Genomic DNA, 19,564 nt, shown 5'->3' on the forward strand with positions numbered 1-19,564 from the left:
ACTTTATGTGAAACACATCTGGATTTGATGAGTTTTGTCATGAAATAGAATGTGTTCTTTTTAGATATAGAGGGTACCGATACTATAAGTATTTCTTTTATATTTGGCGATAATAGCATTTTTGATTTATCGATTATGTTGGTTTAATATGGATACTTGTCACTCTCCATTTATCTAAGGAAATAGAATAAGAGGTTGTACAGTGGCTACCAGATACAAAGGATATCTCTTATAGAGATAGAAGATTTGTATTGATGTTACTTAGCTAATGAATCATGAAAAATAGATATAGGTTATTTAGACTAGAAGATATTAATTATGGTTAATTTTATTCACCATTCAAAATGTCAATTCAGTTAGCAGCAAGAAACATCCGAACGTTGTAAGGTAATTTATATCTTTTTAGTTAAATGGATATAACGAGCCCTTAGATAGGCTTTGTTGTTTTGTGATTTACTATGAGTTAGTGAGGTTTTAGTGAAGGTTTGTATTATTGGTATTTCCGGTGCAGGTAAAACAACATTAGCTAAAAAATTATCAATTAAATTTAATACACCCGCATATGCGTATGATGATGTGTACTGGGATAAAAGCAACGGAGAATACATTAAGAATACTCAGGAAGTGATGAATTCACTGATTTCTGACATAAAATCTCAAGGAGGTTGGATAGTTGAAGGGGCTTATGACCGGCGAATGACCCCATTCTTTGAAGAGTGTTCTTTGATTATCAGATTAAAGACCCCATATAGGGTATGTGCGTTCAGAATAATAAAGCGGTTTCTATTAGCAAGAATCGCAAGACAAAAACCTAAGGAAACGTTGCTAAACACAATTGAATTGCTTCGTTTTGCAAAGAAATTTGATAACAAGCTAGATATCTTTTTTAATTCAAATCAATCACTACTTCAAAAAGTGGTTGAAGTGAATGATATCAACCAGTGCTCACTGGCAATTAACAAACATTTTATTGAAACTGCATAGTATGAAAGGGGAGTAATGTCATTTCCTATGTTGCAAATAGTAACCTTTAAGTGCTCCTTACAAGCTCAACTCTTCAGTATTTCCGTATAATCACATAACGTATGTATTAGTGTACAGTGTGCATTAGGATGCGTTATGCGAGTCTAGAGCACATGCTTGGTTATTCTGAATATTCGTCATAAAAAGGAAATGAATATCAGCGTATCCAAAAATGCTCTACTTTTAGCATCCACTTTTTTTTGCGACATAAAATATTATTATGGAAATAGGTAATTATTGAGTAAGAGGTCAGAATGTTTAATGTCGCGATTGTTATTTTCGATGAGTTTACGGATATTGATTATTTTTTGATGCGGGATATTTTGGGTCGTTGTCGTGAGGACTGGAATGTCAGTGTTTTGGGAACCAAGCCTTATCACACCTCGACGCTTGGGCAAAAAGTCGACACGGATGGACATGTCTCATTAGCAAATCAAGCTGATGTTGTTTTATTTAGTAGTGGCCAGCAAGGTATTCCTAATGCCCTTGCAGATGAAGATTTTATGCGATCTTTTAAGCTTGATAGTCAGCGACAAATTATTGGTTCTATTTGTGCAGGTTCCTTTATTTTGCATCAACTTGGCCTATTGGATAATACCCAAGCGACGACACACCCAGATGCAAAAAATGCATTGATAAGCATGGGGGCAGATGTTGAAGATAAGCCTCTTGTTATTCGTGGTAATATTGGTACTGCTGGTGGTTGTTTATCGGCATTATATTTAACGGGATGGATTGCAGAAAAGCTTTTTGATAGTAATAAACGCCGAGAAATGCATCGCCAGATACTCCCCGCAAACCAACACGAGTTATATGAAAAAATGATTGTAGATGCGATCGCAGAAGCCAAAATATAGTGTCATTTTACGTTTGTGAGTATTTAAAATATAGAATAGGGCGCATTTGATTTGCCCCAAAAAGTTGGATGCTTTTAATTTAACGTAAAGGGTACAGGCCATTGTGTGGCCTTTTTTATTTCACTTGTGAATCTTCTCGCTCAGAAAATGCCTGTAACTCTCTAACGTATCTATGCCATTGTCTCCCTTTTGATTCTTGAGCGTAATTACGAATAGACACAGTTCGATCATGAGTTATAGACTGATCTACGCGAGAGATTTCAAATATAACAACCGTATTACCGTTAACTAGATAGGTATATATATTCTCACATTGCTCAATCATTTCATAAATACAGAATATTGACTTTAATTCGGCTGGGTGCATGATTTGTCTTAAATAAGGGGTTATCACCTCGCTCTGTATTCTGAGAAATTTTTCCATATAGCTTTGGTCAATGTGTTTATTGCGCATCGGCGAGGCTCTTGTTCAATTTACATTTTAGATAATGATATATTAATAACATTCACCTAGTGAGATTTTTTTTATTGTAGAAAATAATTAATCACAACGTTCATCATGGTGGCATTTTAATATCATAGGTGCAAAACTTAATAGCCATAACAGTTGCTAGATTCATTGCTAGCCCCTTGCGTATAGCGAGCATATAAAGTAGTTGAGGAGTCAGCATGAGCTACTCAGTAATTTAAAGATGAAAAAGAGAAGAGAGCTTACAAATGTATTTAAAAGCTGCTAGAGGTACTGGTATTAAAGTTGAAGCTAATGTTAGAAACTTCAATGATCTATTACCAAAAGATATGTTTGATTCTGGTCGCTTAGGCTCTACAACAACATGGGGTGAAGCTATCACTGGAAGAGTTAGCAATCAAAGCGATAGATTCAGTGAAAATAATCCTTATGGTCAAATGATTCACCAGGAATAACAGGTAAAGGTAAATGATTGATAGAACTATGATGTACCAAAATTATTTATACTCAGGATTTTCTTTCCCAGAAAGCTTTATCAATTATGTATCAAGAACGGAATTAGAGAACTTGGAACCGTGGTGGCTATTTTGTTACTCTTCACATTATGTTGATTTTTGGTGTGAGAAAGTCAGAGAACTCTATCCAGAAAGGCGACTAATTCCTTTTGCTAACTGGAGTTACTCAGATGATATTGTTTGTTTTGACGGTGACAATACATCAGGAGACCCAAAAGTATTCTATGTTCATGCCTTCGCCTCGGCAGGCTGGGAAGATAGGGGATACACAGATAACTTTACTGAATGGCTGAAAATAGCTCGTCTCGACTCAGAACGCTATAAAGCAGAGCTGGCAAATGATGAATAGTCACTATTCTTGAATAAATTCAGGAGGTACTTGTTCAGATAACCAGACGCCATTATCAGCCTGATAGAATTTAAAGCCCTGTTCGTACATGTGTAGAGCTCTTATTTTTAGTAGCACTGGTTTTCCATGACGTTGCCCTACCAAAATTGCAGTATGTTCATCTAATGAAAGATGAACATACTGTCGTGACATAGGGAATAAACCTTGTTCTCTGATTGTTGGTAAAAATCGTTTAGTTGTTCCATGGTATAAAAAGCGTGGAGGGACTTTTTCTTTATAATCAATATTCACTTGTTGCGAGGAATGCCCTTGTGAGGCTCTAAGACGTAATCCATCATCTGAGATTGTAAAGCGCTTTTTATCATTATTATCAACGATATTACGAATAAGAGTATAATCGAGCACATATCCTTTTTTAGCAGAACAAAGGATAAGATCATCTATGACTGCCCACCCTTCTTTATCTAAAGATAGGCCAATGGTCTCTGGTTGGTGACGTAATATATAACTTAAAAACTTACTGATATTTGTGTTGTTTTTACTCACAATAATAGCCTCAAGCAACGTCGGACACTGTGAAATAGATAGTGGTGAACACCATTGGACTAGGTTCAGTTCCACCAACATTTTATAAATATGATCAATGGTGAACTAAAAAGAGATTTTAGCCCCACACTAGGCTTTCCTTAGTCTCTTCTTTCCCCCTCAGCCAGCTGCATAATCAACTGTCCGGCTTGGCGAATGAGGGTACCACCAATACTCTCTCTTAAAAATAGGTTATGTCAATTTAGCTGTGTTTCGTTTGGTATAGCATGAAGAGTTACTGAGATTGGCTTGATGAGGTTTTTGTTTAAGTGGGAATAGCTTGGTTTAGCTCACCATAACCCTACAGGTTTCGAATTTAACTATTAACCATATTGATAATAAAGGATATTTTTTGTTAATTCATGAGTTTCAATTTAGCTCCTAAATGCATTTATATGGATTTTGAAGTCGCACCTGGTATTTTTCGTTACGGCGAAAAACATCGTGTGGGTTTATGGAACAGAATCGTACTGGTTACCAACTTCAAGATTTGTTAAAAAATGAGATATGTCTAATTGTTATTTATGTAAAATTATGTCATTTTTTGTCTTGGTATTTAACTTAGTCAAAACAACAAATACACGTAATGCAATTAAAATCCACACTCACCTATTTGTATAGCTTTATGTCGGTTATGGCATTATCGCCTTTACTAGCAAGTGCCTCCATGCTTCGACCTGAGAATACCGATACGTTGTTTCAGCAACAAACTCAGCAACAACAAGCACAACAACAACAATTTGATGCTAAAGCCCCGAATGTGAGCTTGTCTGTGCCCATTGCAAAAAGCCAATTGCAATTTCCAAATGAAACACCATGTTTTTTAATCGAACAGGTTGTTGTTAGTGGACAAGAGGCCTTACCTCATTGGGTACCCGTTCAGCGCTTAGCAAATCAAGCCGTCGGGCATTGCATCGGTGTGCAAGGGATTAACCATTTAGTGACGGATATGCAAAATAGGTTGATTAGCCATGGTTGGATTACCAGTCGGGTGCTGCTTCCTGAGCAAGATTTATCAACGGGTGTTCTCCGGTTAGTTGTCATGCCAGGTAAAGTACAAAAAGTCGTTTTTACCGATGATTCATCACAATACAGCACGCTATATACTGCAATGCCAGCCCATTCAGGTAATTTATTGGATTTGCGAGATATTGAGCAAGGCCTCGAAAATCTACAGCGCCTACCAACCGTACAAGCTTCAATGGAAATGGTGCCAGGTGATGGTCCGGGTGAAACCCAAATTGTGATTAAGCGCGAACAATCACGTTATTGGCATGCGGGAGCTTGGGTTGACAATACAGGTTCAAAAAGTACGGGTAAAAATCAAGCGGGTGTGATGATAGCATTGGATAATCCAACATCACTCAGTGATCTTTTTTACCTTACCGCCACACGCGATTTAAGCTTCTCCAGTGATAAAGACACCACTAACTACAGTGCACACTACTCGGTACCGTTTGGTTATTGGCAGTTTGCTACCACCGCGAGTGATTATGAATATACCCAAACTATCGCGGGTGCGAACAGCGATATAAAATATCGCGGTAAAAGTAAAAGCCTGAATTTGCAACTGAGTAATGTACTTTACCGTGATGCCACAGCGAAAACCACCGCGACCTATGATGTTAATTTACGTGAGACGCGCAACTTTGTGGGTGAAACTGAAATTGGCAACCAAAAACGTCGAACGACGGCGTGGAAGTTAGGGCTAAACCATCGCCAATATATAGGGCAATCAACCATTAACTTGGGTGCAAGTTATCAACATGGCACACGTTGGTTTGGGGCCATGCCAGCGTTTGAAGAGTTTCGTCGTAAAGATTCCCAAGATTATGCGACAGCGCTAGCGATTGTGATGCAGTTTCATGCATCGGCGAGCATACCTTTTACTTTGGCAGAACAGTCTTTGCGTTTCGACACACAATACTCACGTCAGATCAGTGACAGACCATTAACGCCTCAAGATCAATTCAGTATTGGTAACCGCTGGACGGTGCGAGGGTTCGATGGCGAGCGTACTCTCAGTGCCGATGAGGGGTGGACACTTCGCAATACCTTGTCATGGGCACTCCCTATCTCAGCTCAAGAGCTCTATGTTGGTGCAGACTACGGCAAAATCAGTGGGCGCTGGGCAGACATGAATTTAGGGACTCATCTTGCTGGTGGTGTTGTCGGTTTACGCGGAGCGATTAATCCAGCTAATTTGAGCTATGACTTATCACTCGGTACGCCTTTCTCTAAACCGGATGGTTTTAGAACCGATCCTGCTACTTTTGCTTTCTCTGTAAACTGGAATTATTAAGGACGCTCAGGATGAACAAGTTATTTTATCGCCTCATTTTTAATGCCGCGCGCCAAATGGTGATGGTGGTTTCCGATATTACGCGCAGCCATCGTGCGGGGCCAGCGGGTTCGAATAACAATCGCGTCGAGAAAACAACAAGATGTCAGGTGCGCTGGTCAGTTAAACCGATAGTAACTTCCTTATGGTTCACATTAGGTATGGTGAGCTTTAACGTTTCAGCCTCGACTATAGTTGCCGATGGTAAGGCTCCGGGTAACCAACAACCCACGATTGTGAATACACAAAATGGTTTACCCCAAGTCAATATTCAAGCACCCAACCGTGATGGGGTTTCTCGCAACCAATACAGCCAGTTCGATGTTGATCAGAAAGGGGCTATCCTTAACAACAGCAGTACCAACACGAACACACAATTGGGCGGTATTATTCAAGGTAATGATTGGCTCGCCAAAGGGGAAGCCAAAATTATTCTCAATGAGGTGAATAGTCGCGACCCAAGTCAGCTCAATGGCTTTATTGAAGTGGCTGGGAAAAAGGCGGATGTGATCATTGCCAACCCAGCGGGGATCACCTGTAACGGTTGTGGCTTCATCAACGCGGATAAAGCCTTACTTTCTGCGGGTAAAACGCTGATAGAGAATGGCAAAATCAAAGGGTTTGAAGTTGATAAAGGCAGCATCAATATTGTTGGGCAAGGTTACAATGGCAATGGAACTAACTACACCGCTCTGATAGCCCGTTCAGTGAATATTAATGCCAAATTGCATGCTAAAGATTTAGCGATTACAACGGGAAAAAATACCGTTGCAGCGGATGGAAAAACCATTCTCAAGACAACAGATAATTCCTCCACCGATGATAAGCCTGAATTTGCTTTAGATGTTGCCGCTTTAGGCGGCATGTATGTCAATACCATCAAAATGCGGGGGACAGAGCATGGTGTGGGCGTGCGTAATGCGGGGCATATTGGGGCAGAGGCCGGTGATATTACCCTATCGGCTGACGGTAAAATTGGCAATATTGGCGTGATCAACGCAAGCCAAAATATTGCCCTTAATAGCCAGCAAGGCATAAACAACTCAGGGACTGTACTTGCACAAAACGATATTCAGCTTAAAGCAAAACAGGCCATCACTAACACCGATAAAGGCCAAATTGTTGCTGGGCGTGATGCAACACTGCGTGCTGAGCAAGTTAACAGTGATAATAGCGCTTTATTAGCGGCAGGGGTTGATAGTAAAGGCAAACTGACTTCAGTGGGCTCGTTAAGGGTTAACGGTGATAAAGCGGTTGTGTTACAAGGGGATATCCTTGCTAAAGACGAATTAACGGTAACAGGCAGCGCCATAGATTTATCCCATTCCAATACCCAAGCCAAGAATATCACGTTGACGGCGAGTGCTGCGGATATTCGTACTAAAGAGGCGCATTTACTAGCAACAAACAATGCGACATTGACTGCTAAGCGTGGGATTGATAACCAAAAGGGAGAGGTTGTCGCCAATCAATTGACTCTGACAGCACCTGAGTTTATTGATAATCAGCAAGGTAAATTAGTTCAAAAAGGGAATTCTGAAAATACCTTGAATACTCAGGTATTCAGTAACCAACAGGGAGAAATCAACCTTGCAGGTGATACTTTAATAACGACGCAGCAGTTGAATAACCAGTCTGGGCAGCTATTAAGCCGTGATGGTAAAGTCGATATTCAAAGCCACAATCTGAACAACCAACAAGGCACGATTTTAACATCAGGCAAGCAAGGCCTCACCATCAAGTCCGATAAGTTAGATGGGCAGAAAGGGGAAATTCTGACCAGTGGTACATTGAGACTAACCGCCAAATCGACCAATCTTGATCAAAGTACCACACAAGCAGAACAAATTACTTTACAGGCCACTGCGTTATCTCACCGTCAAGGCAATATGTTGCAGACAGGCGATAAAACACTAAAGCTTAATGTGGTTAATGGATTGGATAACACCCAAGGAAGTATCGCATCTAAAGGTGACTTGAACATACAGGCAGGCGCTGTTAACAATACGGACGGTAAATTACTCACCAGCACGAACTATCGTTTAGACCTAACGTCTGCTGGCGAATTGAATAATACGCGTGGGGTGATTCAAACTGATAAGGCCCTGATGCTCAACGCGGATAAACTGATCAATCAGCAAGGTAAAATAAGCAGTTTATCCGGTGCCGCTTTATTAACAGCAAATCGCTTAGACGGTGAAAAAGGCACTATTTTTGCGCAAAACACATTGCGTATAGACAGCGCAGATATCAACTTAAACCAAGGATTCACGCAAGCAGGCCAAGTTTCTATTTTAGCCAACAACTTTAGCCATCAGGGGGCCACCTTACTGCAAACAAGGGAAGGCAAAACTGATTTACATATTCAAAATCAATTTGATAACCAGAAAGGTGAAATTTCCAGCAATGGCCTAATTGATATTGTCGCAAACGAGCTAAATAACCAAGACGGTAAGATTATTGCGGCCAAATTGGGTCATGTGACGTTGAGTATCCAACAGGCGTTGAATAACGCTCAAGGCACATTATTAGGTAATCAAGGTATTCAGCTGGCTGCGGAACGCTTAATTAACCAATCCGGTAAAATTATTGCCAGTTTTGGTGATAACCAATTGACACTTAAGCAGTTGGATGGTGAAAAAGGGGAAATTCTCTCGAAAGGCAAACTGGCCTTAACGGGGGAGGAACTCAACCTCAATGACGCGGTGACGCAGGCAGACAACATCCAAATTGAGGGGCAAAACCTGTCCCATCAACGTGGAAAAATGCTACAAACGGGCAGTGAAAAAGGGCAAATCAAGCTCGCCGATACCCTTGATAACCAGTCAGGGAATATTAGCAGCCAAGGCACATTGAGTGTCAATGTGGATAAACTCTCCAACCAACAAGGCGTTGTGGTCGCGGCTAAAGTCGGGGCGTTGATCCTAAATGCCAAGCAGCATGTCGATAACACCCAAGGGACCTTGTTTGCGCAGCAGGATTTTACCCTTAACACGCAGTCATTCAGCAATATTGACGGCAAAGCAATTAGTAAACAAGGGGATATGCAGCTTGCCACTGAAGATTTGCAAGGGCAACGCGGGGAAATCATTGCTCAAGGCGATTTATCACTGAGTGGTAAAGACATTGACCTGACAGCCGCCAATACCCAAGCACAACATATCCAATTGCGAGCGAATAATTTAACTCATCAGCAAGGGACAATGACCCAACTGGGCGAACACCAAGGCACTATTGAGGTATCCCAACAGATTAACAATAACGCAGGGGATATCATTGGTAACGGCTCTTGGTTGATCAAAACCCATGCCCTTGATAATCAGCAAGGTAAAATATTCAGTGCAAGAATGGGTCAGCTTGATTTACAAATTCAACAAGTACTGGATAACACGGGTGGGACATTGACCGGCCGCCAAGGTGTATTTGTTGAAACGCAATCATTAATTAACCGTACTGGTAAAGTGATTGCCAGCATGGGGGATGTCACCTTAAATAGCCAATCACTTGAGGGTGATGAAGGTGAAATATTGGCAGCTAACACTTTGAGTATTGATGGTGGAGCGCTCTCGCTAAATCAGGCTGTCACCCAAGCTGAACACATCTTAATCATGGCGAATACCCTTGATCACCAAGGGGGCAAGTTATTACAAACTGGCGATAAAGCGGGGAAAATCACCTTACAAGGGAAGCTAATTAATCAAGCGGGTGAAATAGGCAGTAATGGCGACTTCTCATTAACCGCCAACAGTCTCGACAATCGTGATGGACAAGTCATCACCGCAAAAAATGGTCATCTTAAGGTTGATTTAACCCATGAATTATTGAACCAAGACGGGGCACTCATTGGTGAGAATGGACTGAGCATAGCAGCCAGTGATATCGAAAACCAGCAAGGAAAACTGGTTGCTCGCCATGGTGATGCAAAACTGGATGTGACTAAGGGTATCAATAACCAAGCAGGGTTAATCGCCGCAGAGCAATTGTTGCAGATGCGCAACCAAGCACTACAAAACCAGTTGGGGTATCTACAAGCTAACACCGTTGATATTAATACCCATCACCACCGATTTGATAATACACAAGGCTCGTTGTTAGCGAAGCAAACACTCGTGTTAAATAGTGGCCAAATTGACAACCAACAAGGCTCAATTCAATCTGGTAGTGACATACTGATTAATACTCATGGTGAGCAGCTAAACAACACGCAAAGCGGTGACAATAAAGGCATTTATGCGCAAGGTGGGTTAACCCTAACAACGGGGGAGCTCAATAATGAGCAAGGCCGTATTGTGGCGAAAAGCACGCTTAAACTGAACAGCCAAGGTGTTAACAATCAGCAAGGCTTGGTGGGCAGCCAGTCTGAGCTCTCAATGACAACGCAGCAATTGGATAACCGTGAAGGCATGATTAAAGGCCACTCTGTGAGTATTGATACACAGGGTCAGAAACTGATTAATCTTGCTAAAAAAGCGGATCAAGGCATCTTTGCTAGCCAAAACCTGGCGATGACCGTTGGCGAGTTAATTAATCGTCAAGGGCAAATACAAGCAAATCAAATTTCGCTCGATAGCCAAAAAAATCGGTTTGATAATACGGAAGGAGAAATGCTTGCCGTCAATAATTTAACGGCAAATACGGGAGCGCTCGATAACCAACAAGGTCGACTTCAAGCAGGCCAGCAATTGACATTGAATACCCATGGCGAGGTGCTCAATAATAGCCATACACAAAAAAGTGGCGGTTTATTAAGTGGGGGCGGCTTATCGATTGACAGTGGGAAACTGCTTAACCACCAAGGGCAAATTCAAGGCGCTGGGGCGGTATCACTCACCACGACAGGGGTTGAAAACCAGAACGGAGAAATTTTTGCTGGTCAGTCGATGGATATTCATACCCAGCAACAGGCATTGCTAAATCAGCAAGGGACATTAGCGAGTAATGGCAAACTTGAGCTGAATACCGAGAATTTGAATAATATCCAAGGCGTAGTTCAAGGAAAACTTGGACTCACCGTGAATGCCGAGCAGATCGAGAACCAAAAAGGGTTATTACTAAGCCAATCCTCGTTAAAAGTGACAGGGAAAAATCTCGATAATGCTGAAGGGGTTGTTCAGTCTCAGGGGAACGCAACGCTAGATATTCATCAACGGATTGAAAACCAGCAAGGGCAACTTTTGTCTGGTCAAAACCTGAACGTGAAGACTCAACAACTCAATAATAATAGCGGTGTTATTCAAGGCCTCAATCATGTTGAATTGGCAGTAAAACAGCAAATTGAAAACCAACAAGGTTGGGTCAAAGCCAATGAACACCTTGATATTTCTGCGAAATATATTGATAACAAAAATACATCTCAAGCAGGTAAAGGCCTTGAGGGGGCAAGTGTTAGCCTCAGAACCACGCATTTAGATAACCAAAGCGGGGCGGTTCGTGCAGGGCAAGCGATTGAAGCGAATATTGCACAAAACCTGAATAACTCCCAAGGGATGCTATCTGCGGGGACAAAACTGAGTATAACCGATAATGCGAGAGGCAAAGCCTTAGCGGTATCAAACCAGCAAGGGGTGATAGTCAGTAATGGCGATGCCACTATTACTGCGAACCAACTAACGGGTGAAGGTAAGCTTATTGCACAAAAAGTGTTATCGCTGGCACTCAACCAACACTTTGAAAATACTGGGCGTATTCAAGCAGGGGAAAACCTAACAGCTAACTTTACACAAGGGTTTACCAATAAAGGGTTAATTTCTAGCCTTGGCGAACTGGCTTTATCTACAACGACAGTGATTAACTCACTTTCTGGCGAAATTAGTGGACAAAATACTCGAATTAAAGCCAGTGGTCAGGTATTGAATACAGGGCTTATTGACGGTGTATTAACCCACATTGTTGCTAATTCTTTAGATAACCTAGGAACCGGTCGTATTTACGGTGATTTCCTTGTCATCGCAGTGAATTCCTTAGTGAATGATAAGCAAGGGGACAAAGCGGCGGTGATTGCAGGACGTAAAGAAGTCAACATTGCGGTTTATGAACTGTTAAATCGTGACCATGCCTTAATTTACAGTGATGGTGATTTAACCCTCGGTAGCCAATTAAACGACCAGCTAAAAGCCACAGGTCATGCCAAAAGCGTGAAGAACCACAGTGCTAACATTGAGGCTGCCGGTAACCTCACACTAAAAACGGATGTTCTTGAAAATAAAGATATTCATTTGCAACTGACTGACGATGCCGTCGAAGTAAGCCGTGAACATTTCGACTGGTACGACTTTGGTAATGGGCGACGTTATAAAATTCAGCCGCGTAATGGAAACCAAACACGTTACGCGATTAATGACGATGGCACGCTGAACAAGGAAGTGGGTATTCATTATGAAAAATCCAATCGCTGGCGGATGTTTGAGTATGGTAATTGGACTAAAAATTTCTATGAATATGAGTACGACCGTATCATTTATGAAACCCAAATTATCAAACGAGATGCGGCGCTAATCACCAGTGGTAAGCACTTAACACTAGATGGGCAACAACTGAACAATGAAAATTCACGCGTTGTTGCGGGGCAAAACCTGATCTTAACAGGCTATGAGCTAAATAACGAAGAGGCACAAGGTGTTCGTCGTATCTTTGAAGATGGAAATACGATTTATCGCTATAAAGGCGGTGGTAAATGGAAAACGCGTACTAGCACGTCAAAATACCAAGGGGTCAATAGCGAAGAAGATTTAGCATTACATTTATTAGAAGTTACCGAAAATGCGGGCAATATCAATAAAATGCAGCTCGATTCAGTGAAAGTGAACCAACTGAATGGGCAAGCAGAACGCGTTTCTGATGCTAATCAACAAGAAAATCAAGGTGCCACAGTTACTGAGCAGGCGTTAAAAAATAGCAAAAACACGCCATTAGACCTGAGGCCAGGCCAGAAAATGGAAGTGATACAATTACCTGCAATTTCAGGCAAGGTTGATGTCAAAGATGACAAATCGGTTGACTCATCACTGCAAGTCGATGATGCAAATATCAGTAAAGAAGTGGATATTCAAGAGCAAAGGGATGCAGGTAAAGGGGAAAACGTCACCGCAGAAACTGGGCCTCAGGGTAAAGGTAATCTAAATACCGTGATAAGAACGGTTGGGCCAAACATTCAATTACCTGATAACAGCCTTTTTAACCTAACGCCGAGTAGTGATAGCCAATTTTTGATTGAAACTGACCCGCGTTTCACTAACTACAAAAAATGGTTGTCGAGTATTGATATTGTCACCAACGAGCAGCTGCATAAGCGTTTAGGTGATGGCTACTATGAGCAACGTTTAGTTCGTGATCAATTGATTGAAACGACAGGGCAACGCTTATTAGGTCATTACAATAGTGATGAAGAACAATACCGTGCATTACTGACTAATGGTGTTGCGTTTGGTCATCAATTTAACCTGACTCCGGGCATTGCATTATCACCCGAACAAATGGCGAATTTGACCACGGATATTGTGTGGATGGTGAATAAAGAGGTCACGTTGCCAGATGGCCACGTTGAAATGGTCAGTGTTCCGCAGGTGTATGTCCGAGCTCGTCAAGGGGACTTAAATGGTAATGGTGCATTGCTGGCAGGGCGTAATGTTTCTGCCAATATGACAGGCACTATTCTCAATAGTGGTGAAATCAGTAGCCGCGAACTGACGGATTTGCGTGCTGAAAATATCGAAAACAGTGGACGCATTCAAGGTAAAGATGTCCATCTCAATGCCCTAAAAGATATTAAAAATATCGGTGGGGAAATTCGTGGATTAGATAGTGTTTTACTATCAGCAGGGCGTGATATTCTCAGCGAAACAGAGCAACGTGGCGATGGTAAATCACAATGGCTCGATCGTCCTGCCAGTATTTATGTCACGGGTGATAATGGTCAGCTTACCTTAAAAGCGGTACAAGATATCAACTTGATCGCCACAGATGTGGGTAATTTAGGTGTTGATGGCAAAACATCCATTATTGCGGGACGCGATATTAGTTTAGAAACTCGCGATATCAGCTCTGCATTTGATTACACACATAATTCAAGCAATTACTATCGTGGCGCTAATAGTGCAGAAGTGAGTACACAAATCCAAACTCAAGGGGATTTAACCTTATCAGCAGGGCAAGATCTTTCCGCGCGTGCAGCGAATGTTACCAGCGGTGGTGAGCTGGCAGTTAATGTTGGTCGTGACATCAATATTACCTCTGGTATTGAAACCAGCGACTATGTGAAACACACCAAACATACGGATAAAGGTTTTTTATCAAGCACAACGAAAGAAACCCATGACGAGGTGAATGAGCGTACTGCTATCAGTAGCACATTCAATGGTGACAGTGTGAAAGTGACAGCAGGGAACAACGTCAATATCGAAGGGAGTAATTTACTCGGAACCAACGATGTCAATGTGACTGCTGGCAATCAATTAAATGTGACCACCTCTGATGAAGCGTCCCATGAAACGCATGTATCAAAAACCAAGAAATCAGGGTTAATGAGCAGTGGTGGATTAGGTTTTAATGTCGGTTCAACTTCACAAAAAGTCACTACCGAAACAGACAGCAACCAGAAAAAAGGCAGCGTGATTGGTAGTACCGCAGGAGATGTAAACTTAACTGCAGGTGCTACAGCGAACATTCATGGCAGTGATGTGATTGCTGCGAAAGATATCAATGTGACGGGCAGTGATGTGGACATCACCGCGGCTGAAAATAGCCGTACGGATATCACCACAGTGGAAAGCAAATCCAGTGGATTGACGGTTTCACTGGGTGGCACTACAGGTGCTGCACTGGATAGCATGGTACAAACGGCTAAATTAGCCAAAGATGAAGATGATAGCCAATTAGCTGCGCTCAAAGGAATGAAGGCAGGCTTACAAGGCGCGCAAGCAGTGCAAGGTGGTCGACTTGCTGAAGCACAAGGTAAAACGCCATCAGTCGGCGTGAATGTGTCGTATGGCAGCAGTTCGTCTAAATCTACTACCAAAACGGAACAACAGACGGCGTCAGGCAGCAGCTTAAGTGCGGGGGATAATATCACCCTCACTGCGACGGGTAAAAAAGACGGTAGCCAAGGAAACTTGACCGTACAAGGCAGTCAACTGGATGCAGATAAAAATGTCACGTTAACCGCCAAAAACGATATCAACCTGACTAGCGCCACCAACACCCAAACGGTAGATGGCAAAAATGAAAGCAAAGGTAGCTCGATGGGCGTTGGATTTGGTACTGACGGCTTTAGTGTTAGTGCCAGTGTGAATCAAGGCAAAGGCTTTGAGAAAGGTAACAGCCAATTCTATACCGATACTGAGGTCAATGCGGGTAAACAGCTCACGCTAAATAGCGGCCAAGATACCACCCTCACTGGTGCTCAAGTGAACGGTGAAACCATTAAAGCCAATGTTGGTGGTGACTTAACATTATCCAGTCAACAGATGACCGACAAGTACGACTCGAAGCAAACCAGTAGCAGTGCAGGCGGTAGTATCAGCCAAGCGGGCGGTGGCTCACTGAGTCTTAATGCCAGTAAAACCGAAATGCACAGTGATTATCAATCGGTGGATAAACAAACGGGTATTAATGCCGGTAAAGGCGGCTTTGATATCACCGTTGGCAATCATACGCAACTCGATGGGGCGGTGATTAGCAGCACTGCGGACGCTGAGAAGAACAAGTTGGATACGGGCACGCTGGGCTTTGGGGATATCAAAAATAAAGCCGAATATAAGGTGGATAGCCAAAGCGGCGGCTTTAGCACGGGTGGTGCATCAGTCGGTGACCAGTTTATGACCAATGCCGCGGGTTCATTGCTAACCAATGTGAATAATAAAGGTAAAGACAGCAACACCACCCAATCGGCGGTATCTGACGGTGAGATTACAATTCGTGATAAGGATAACCAGAAACAAGATATCAATGACTTAAGCCGTGATACGGGTAATGCCCATGAAAAGCTCAATAGCATTTTTGATAAAGAGAAAGAGCAAAAACGGATAGAGCAGAATCAGTTAATTGGTGAGATAGGCCAACAAATTACCGATGTGGCATTGACGGAAGCCACCATTAACGCGACGAAAGAAGTGAATAAAAATAATCCCACGTTGACAGGCCAAGAGCGAGAGAATGCCATTCAGGCTGAAATCAACGACTCTGGCTGGCAAGTCGGTGGAGACAAACGGCGCATAGTCGAATCAGGTACAGCGTTAATCCAAGGGTTAGTGAATGGTGATGTGAACAAAGCGGTAGCGAATGCGAGTGCGCCGTATATTGCAAATGAAATTGCCAAAAATATTCCAGAAGATAATAAAAAAGGTAGACTAGCCGCTCATGCGATTGCAAATGTTGCATTAGCGCTGGCAAAAGGTGAAAATGCGAGTGCGCAATCACTGGGTGCAGTGACGGCAGAAGCGGTGGGGATGTTATCTGAGAAACTGTATGGCAAAGCTGCAAGCCAACTGACGGAAGACGAAAAAGCAACAGTGAGTGCATTTGCGAGTCTGGCGGCGGGCATTGCTGGTGGCTTGGTGGGTGGCGATACATCGAGTGCAGCAAATGCAGGTCAAGCAGGGAAGACCACAGTTGAGAATAACTATCTGAGCTTTAATGAAGCTAGAGAATTTGATAGGGCAATGACGAAATGTAGAAGTGAAGGAAGTGACTGTCAGCCAGTTATTGACCAGTATTCTAAATTGAATAGAAAAAACTCTGATAAATACAAAGCAGATTGTGATAGGTATTCGCTGAACTGTACTGCCGGATATGAAAGGTTAAAACTTGATGGCGGGATTTCAGCAGCAGAAAGACCGACATGGTTATACGGCTCTTTAGACAATGAAGATGTCAGAAATGCTGTTTTATATGAAAACCAAAAAGATCTCGAATATGGCATGAGTAAATCAGATAACTGGGATAGGTTGGGAGCATTTGTTGCAGAGCCTGAAAATGTGTTTGGATTATTAGCGGGTGGCAAGTCTTTATTAAGCTCGAATATATCGACTGGCGCTAAATTAACGGGTTCTGGTTTAAGCATGGGCGCTAATGGTGGAGTTCAGCTCTATAATGGAAATACAGGTGATAAATTTGATTATTTAAGCTTCTTTTCTTCGGGAGTTACAGGTTGGGGGGGAACAGGAAAATCACTCCAAACTAATATGGGACTCAATGTAGGAAGTGCTTACCTGACAAGCCAAGTATTAGGAAATGACTCTGAAGCAGCCATGATCGGGGCAGGCTTTGGAACTATGTTAGGTTATGGCCTTGGGTCAAGCATTACAAGTAAAATGGAAGCAGCTGAAATTAAGCATCACTTTGGGATGTCGGCGAGTAAAAAAGCATTTGAATACAGTGACAAGTCAAAATATTCAAATTTTATCACAGAAGGAACAACGATTAGCCCTGCTCCGGGAATTATTGGAGGTGGGTTAGGTTCATTTAGCTTGGAATATGGAAATTCAGTTGTAAATTATAATGTTTTAGAAAATAAAAAACCTATTGAAGTAAATGAACAAGCAAATAAGGGAGAAAATAAATGAAGCCTTCAATATGCTATTTATTTTGTCTAATATTACTCTGCGCTATAGTTTTTTCAATTAGTGCTGTATCAGTAGAATGGCTTTTAAATGATAAACCAGTCCTTGAGCTGGAATGGAAAAGTGGGTTTGAGATAGGCAGCATTATTGGTGGCTGTGCTGGCGCTGCCATATGGTTAATGTATCGTTTCAATATACGTTAGGAATTATTGAATGTAGTAATCCTAGCCCTATACTGGGATCTCCTGAACCTCTTTACTCCCCTTCTGCCAGCCGGATAATCAACTGTCCGGCTTGGCGAGTGAGGGTATAGTGACTGCCTACCTCAAACCTCAGCTCATTCAGCCACTTACCACTTAAGGTGAGTTGTGGGCTGGGGTTGGGTTTACCGCGGTTCGGGGCGTAACCCACTGTATACTGTCTGGTTTTGACCACTTCTGCTTTAGTCGTCGGTGTTTTTACTTTACGACAAAGTACTGTAAACATATGCTCTACAAAAACCAAAAGCTCATGTCGGGGCGTTCGAATCCAAACGCGAAAATGCACTGGGAAAATTGTCTTGTAACTCACTGAGTGAACTAGGAAAAAGTGGTTTTATCTGGCCAAGTTGCAATGGAATGAGTTGTTGTTGAGAATAACTCAATGTCGAACTTTTTTGGTGCCCGAGGAGATAAATATTTTGAAGGGGCGTTCACACTAGAAAATGCGTTAACCAGTGATGATAGCTTAACCGCACAAGAAAAAGAGCAGATCCGCAAATAATATATCCGAGGCGATGGTCACGAAGATCCCATCAAGGCTATTCTAGAAAATAACCCTGGCTCAGACACCATAATGGCGTTGATCCAAGCCAAAGATACGGGTGATTATGCACTTGCTGTTCTCTCTTCTTTGCCGATGGAAAGAGCATTAGCGGTATTAGGTAAACTGAGTAAAGCGTTTAAGACTACCGAAAAAGTCGTTTCTCCAGAAATCGCAATTAAGAATCCATCTTCAAAATTGCCTTCAAATCCAACGTCTCAATCTTCCAGTGATGTATGGAAACCAAATGATTCAAAACTTTATGTTGATGGTGTTTTATCTGATGTGAAGTCAAAAGAGATCGTTAATATCCCTCACGGTCAGCGACCTGATCCATCAACATATATGACTAAATCAGAAATAGATGCACATTTGGCTAAGTTTGATGATGGTGCAATAAGGTTTACGTCGAAAGTAAATATGACCAGTACGGTACTTATGGGACAAGTGATGCTTTTGTAATGCCTAAATCAGATTTTGAGCGTGTAATGAGAGAATCGAAAGGCGATTTAAGGGTAGTAGAGCAAAAGCTAGGACTAGATAAAGGATATTTAAGTGGCTCTGATACACTTATTGTTCATGTTGAAAAGAAAGATATAACAGGATTAAAAGTTCCATCGGGAAATGAGGGAGGCGCAAATAGTCATTGGTTACCGGGAGGGTATACATCTGGTGGTGTTGCAGAAGCAACTATGAATTTCTCAAATAAACCAAATGTTACAGTAATAGAACTTGAAGCTTTAAAAAAACAAATACAGCAAGGGAAATCTAAATGACAAAAACAACCGTAACGTTTAATTTTGGAAATGGCCCAGTGGATGTTGAAGGCACTAAAGGTGAATATAAAGATGCCGTTTTAAGTGAAAACGAATTTTCCACAGACCCAAGTTGGTGGCGGCTTAAAGAAGAAAATGGTAAGTATATTTTTTCTTGTTTATCTGGTGCATTAGCAGGCGGTGAATGCTGTGCTGAAGTTACGAAAGAAGAAAATGATAAATTACGTAGCGGTGAAATGACGGCGATCGAAATCTGTAGGAAATACCAAATAGGTTAAGATCCTAGCGTCACA

12 protein-coding genes are annotated in these 19,564 nt (G+C 42.0%); 9 read left to right on the plus strand and 3 right to left on the minus strand.

Annotated features, from left to right (window positions below; translation table 11 throughout):
• The first annotated feature begins 477 nt into the window (after nucleotides 1-477).
• Together P2E05_RS07600 and P2E05_RS07605 are read left to right on the plus strand one after the other, a co-directional pair.
• Nucleotides 478-984: an AAA family ATPase gene (locus tag P2E05_RS07600; protein ID WP_163861055.1), complete on the plus strand. Its 507-nt coding sequence runs from the start codon at nucleotides 478-480 to the stop codon at nucleotides 982-984.
• 293 nt (nucleotides 985-1,277) lie between these two features.
• A complete protein-coding gene (locus P2E05_RS07605) occupies nucleotides 1,278-1,880 on the plus strand; it encodes a DJ-1/PfpI family protein (protein WP_272657509.1) in 603 nt (200 codons plus the stop codon).
• A gap of 115 nt (nucleotides 1,881-1,995) precedes the next feature.
• Here P2E05_RS07605 and P2E05_RS07610 read toward each other — a convergent pair whose 3' ends face one another.
• Complete coding sequence (locus P2E05_RS07610; protein WP_154624808.1) at nucleotides 1,996-2,334, minus strand: hypothetical protein; 339 nt, start codon at nucleotides 2,332-2,334, stop codon at nucleotides 1,996-1,998.
• A 263-nt stretch (nucleotides 2,335-2,597) separates the two neighbouring features.
• On the opposite strand from P2E05_RS07610, the gene P2E05_RS07615 reads away from it, so the two are divergent.
• Complete coding sequence (locus P2E05_RS07615) at nucleotides 2,598-2,804, plus strand: hypothetical protein (protein WP_154624809.1); 207 nt, start codon at nucleotides 2,598-2,600, stop codon at nucleotides 2,802-2,804.
• A 13-nt stretch (nucleotides 2,805-2,817) separates the two neighbouring features.
• Nucleotides 2,818-3,213: an SMI1/KNR4 family protein gene (locus P2E05_RS07620; RefSeq protein ID WP_272657507.1), complete on the plus strand. Its 396-nt coding sequence runs from the start codon at nucleotides 2,818-2,820 to the stop codon at nucleotides 3,211-3,213.
• 3 nt (nucleotides 3,214-3,216) lie between these two features.
• On the opposite strand, the gene P2E05_RS07625 is transcribed toward P2E05_RS07620, so the two are convergent.
• Nucleotides 3,217-3,759, minus strand: coding sequence for an RNA 2'-phosphotransferase (locus P2E05_RS07625; protein WP_163861059.1), 543 nt, complete (start codon nucleotides 3,757-3,759; stop codon nucleotides 3,217-3,219).
• Nucleotides 3,760-4,423: 664 nt separating this feature from the next.
• Here P2E05_RS07625 and P2E05_RS07630 point away from each other — a divergent pair.
• Nucleotides 4,424-6,100, plus strand: coding sequence for a ShlB/FhaC/HecB family hemolysin secretion/activation protein (locus P2E05_RS07630; protein WP_272657598.1), 1,677 nt, complete (start codon nucleotides 4,424-4,426; stop codon nucleotides 6,098-6,100).
• 11 nt (nucleotides 6,101-6,111) lie between these two features.
• A complete protein-coding gene (locus tag P2E05_RS07635) occupies nucleotides 6,112-17,697 on the plus strand; it encodes a hemagglutinin repeat-containing protein (RefSeq protein ID WP_276123077.1) in 11,586 nt (3,861 codons plus the stop codon).
• Nucleotides 17,698-17,949: 252 nt separating this feature from the next.
• On the opposite strand, the gene P2E05_RS07640 is transcribed toward P2E05_RS07635, so the two are convergent.
• Entirely contained in the window at nucleotides 17,950-18,180 is a 231-nt protein-coding gene (locus tag P2E05_RS07640) for a SymE family type I addiction module toxin (RefSeq protein ID WP_272657504.1), read from the minus strand.
• A 348-nt stretch (nucleotides 18,181-18,528) separates the two neighbouring features.
• Here P2E05_RS07640 and P2E05_RS07645 point away from each other — a divergent pair, with 348 nt between their 5' ends.
• Genes P2E05_RS07645 through P2E05_RS07655 form a run of 3 tightly spaced genes read left to right on the plus strand, consistent with a single transcriptional unit; the run spans nucleotide 18,529 to nucleotide 19,549 of the window.
• Nucleotides 18,529-18,957, plus strand: coding sequence for a hypothetical protein (locus tag P2E05_RS07645; protein ID WP_272657503.1), 429 nt, complete (start codon nucleotides 18,529-18,531; stop codon nucleotides 18,955-18,957).
• Nucleotides 18,957-19,271 (plus strand): hypothetical protein, encoded by a 315-nt coding sequence (locus tag P2E05_RS07650; protein WP_272657502.1) that lies wholly within the window; start codon nucleotides 18,957-18,959, stop codon nucleotides 19,269-19,271. The genes P2E05_RS07645 and P2E05_RS07650 overlap by 1 nt, the downstream gene beginning before the upstream one ends.
• Nucleotides 19,268-19,549 (plus strand): hypothetical protein, encoded by a 282-nt coding sequence (locus tag P2E05_RS07655; RefSeq protein WP_272657500.1) that lies wholly within the window; start codon nucleotides 19,268-19,270, stop codon nucleotides 19,547-19,549. The genes P2E05_RS07650 and P2E05_RS07655 overlap by 4 nt, the downstream gene beginning before the upstream one ends.
• The last annotated feature ends 15 nt before the right edge of the window (nucleotides 19,550-19,564 follow it).

Source organism: Providencia stuartii, assembly GCF_029277985.1.
GTDB lineage: Bacteria > Pseudomonadota > Gammaproteobacteria > Enterobacterales > Enterobacteriaceae > Providencia > Providencia zhejiangensis.

Excerpts from the sequence above, each read along its gene's own strand:
- P2E05_RS07605 (WP_272657509.1), top strand. The coding sequence starts at position 1,278 with ATGTTTAATGTCGCGATTGTTATTTTCGATGAGTTTACGGATATTGAT.
- P2E05_RS07610 (WP_154624808.1), bottom strand. The coding sequence starts at position 2,334 with ATGCGCAATAAACACATTGACCAAAGCTATATGGAAAAATTTCTCAGA.
- P2E05_RS07615 (WP_154624809.1), top strand. The coding sequence starts at position 2,598 with ATGTATTTAAAAGCTGCTAGAGGTACTGGTATTAAAGTTGAAGCTAAT.
- P2E05_RS07620 (WP_272657507.1), top strand. The coding sequence starts at position 2,818 with ATGATTGATAGAACTATGATGTACCAAAATTATTTATACTCAGGATTT.
- P2E05_RS07630 (WP_272657598.1), top strand. The coding sequence starts at position 4,424 with ATGTCGGTTATGGCATTATCGCCTTTACTAGCAAGTGCCTCCATGCTT.
- P2E05_RS07635 (WP_276123077.1), top strand. The coding sequence starts at position 6,112 with ATGAACAAGTTATTTTATCGCCTCATTTTTAATGCCGCGCGCCAAATG.
- P2E05_RS07640 (WP_272657504.1), bottom strand. The coding sequence starts at position 18,180 with ATGTTTACAGTACTTTGTCGTAAAGTAAAAACACCGACGACTAAAGCA.
- P2E05_RS07645 (WP_272657503.1), top strand. The coding sequence starts at position 18,529 with ATGGCGTTGATCCAAGCCAAAGATACGGGTGATTATGCACTTGCTGTT.
- P2E05_RS07650 (WP_272657502.1), top strand. The coding sequence starts at position 18,957 with ATGCCTAAATCAGATTTTGAGCGTGTAATGAGAGAATCGAAAGGCGAT.
- P2E05_RS07655 (WP_272657500.1), top strand. The coding sequence starts at position 19,268 with ATGACAAAAACAACCGTAACGTTTAATTTTGGAAATGGCCCAGTGGAT.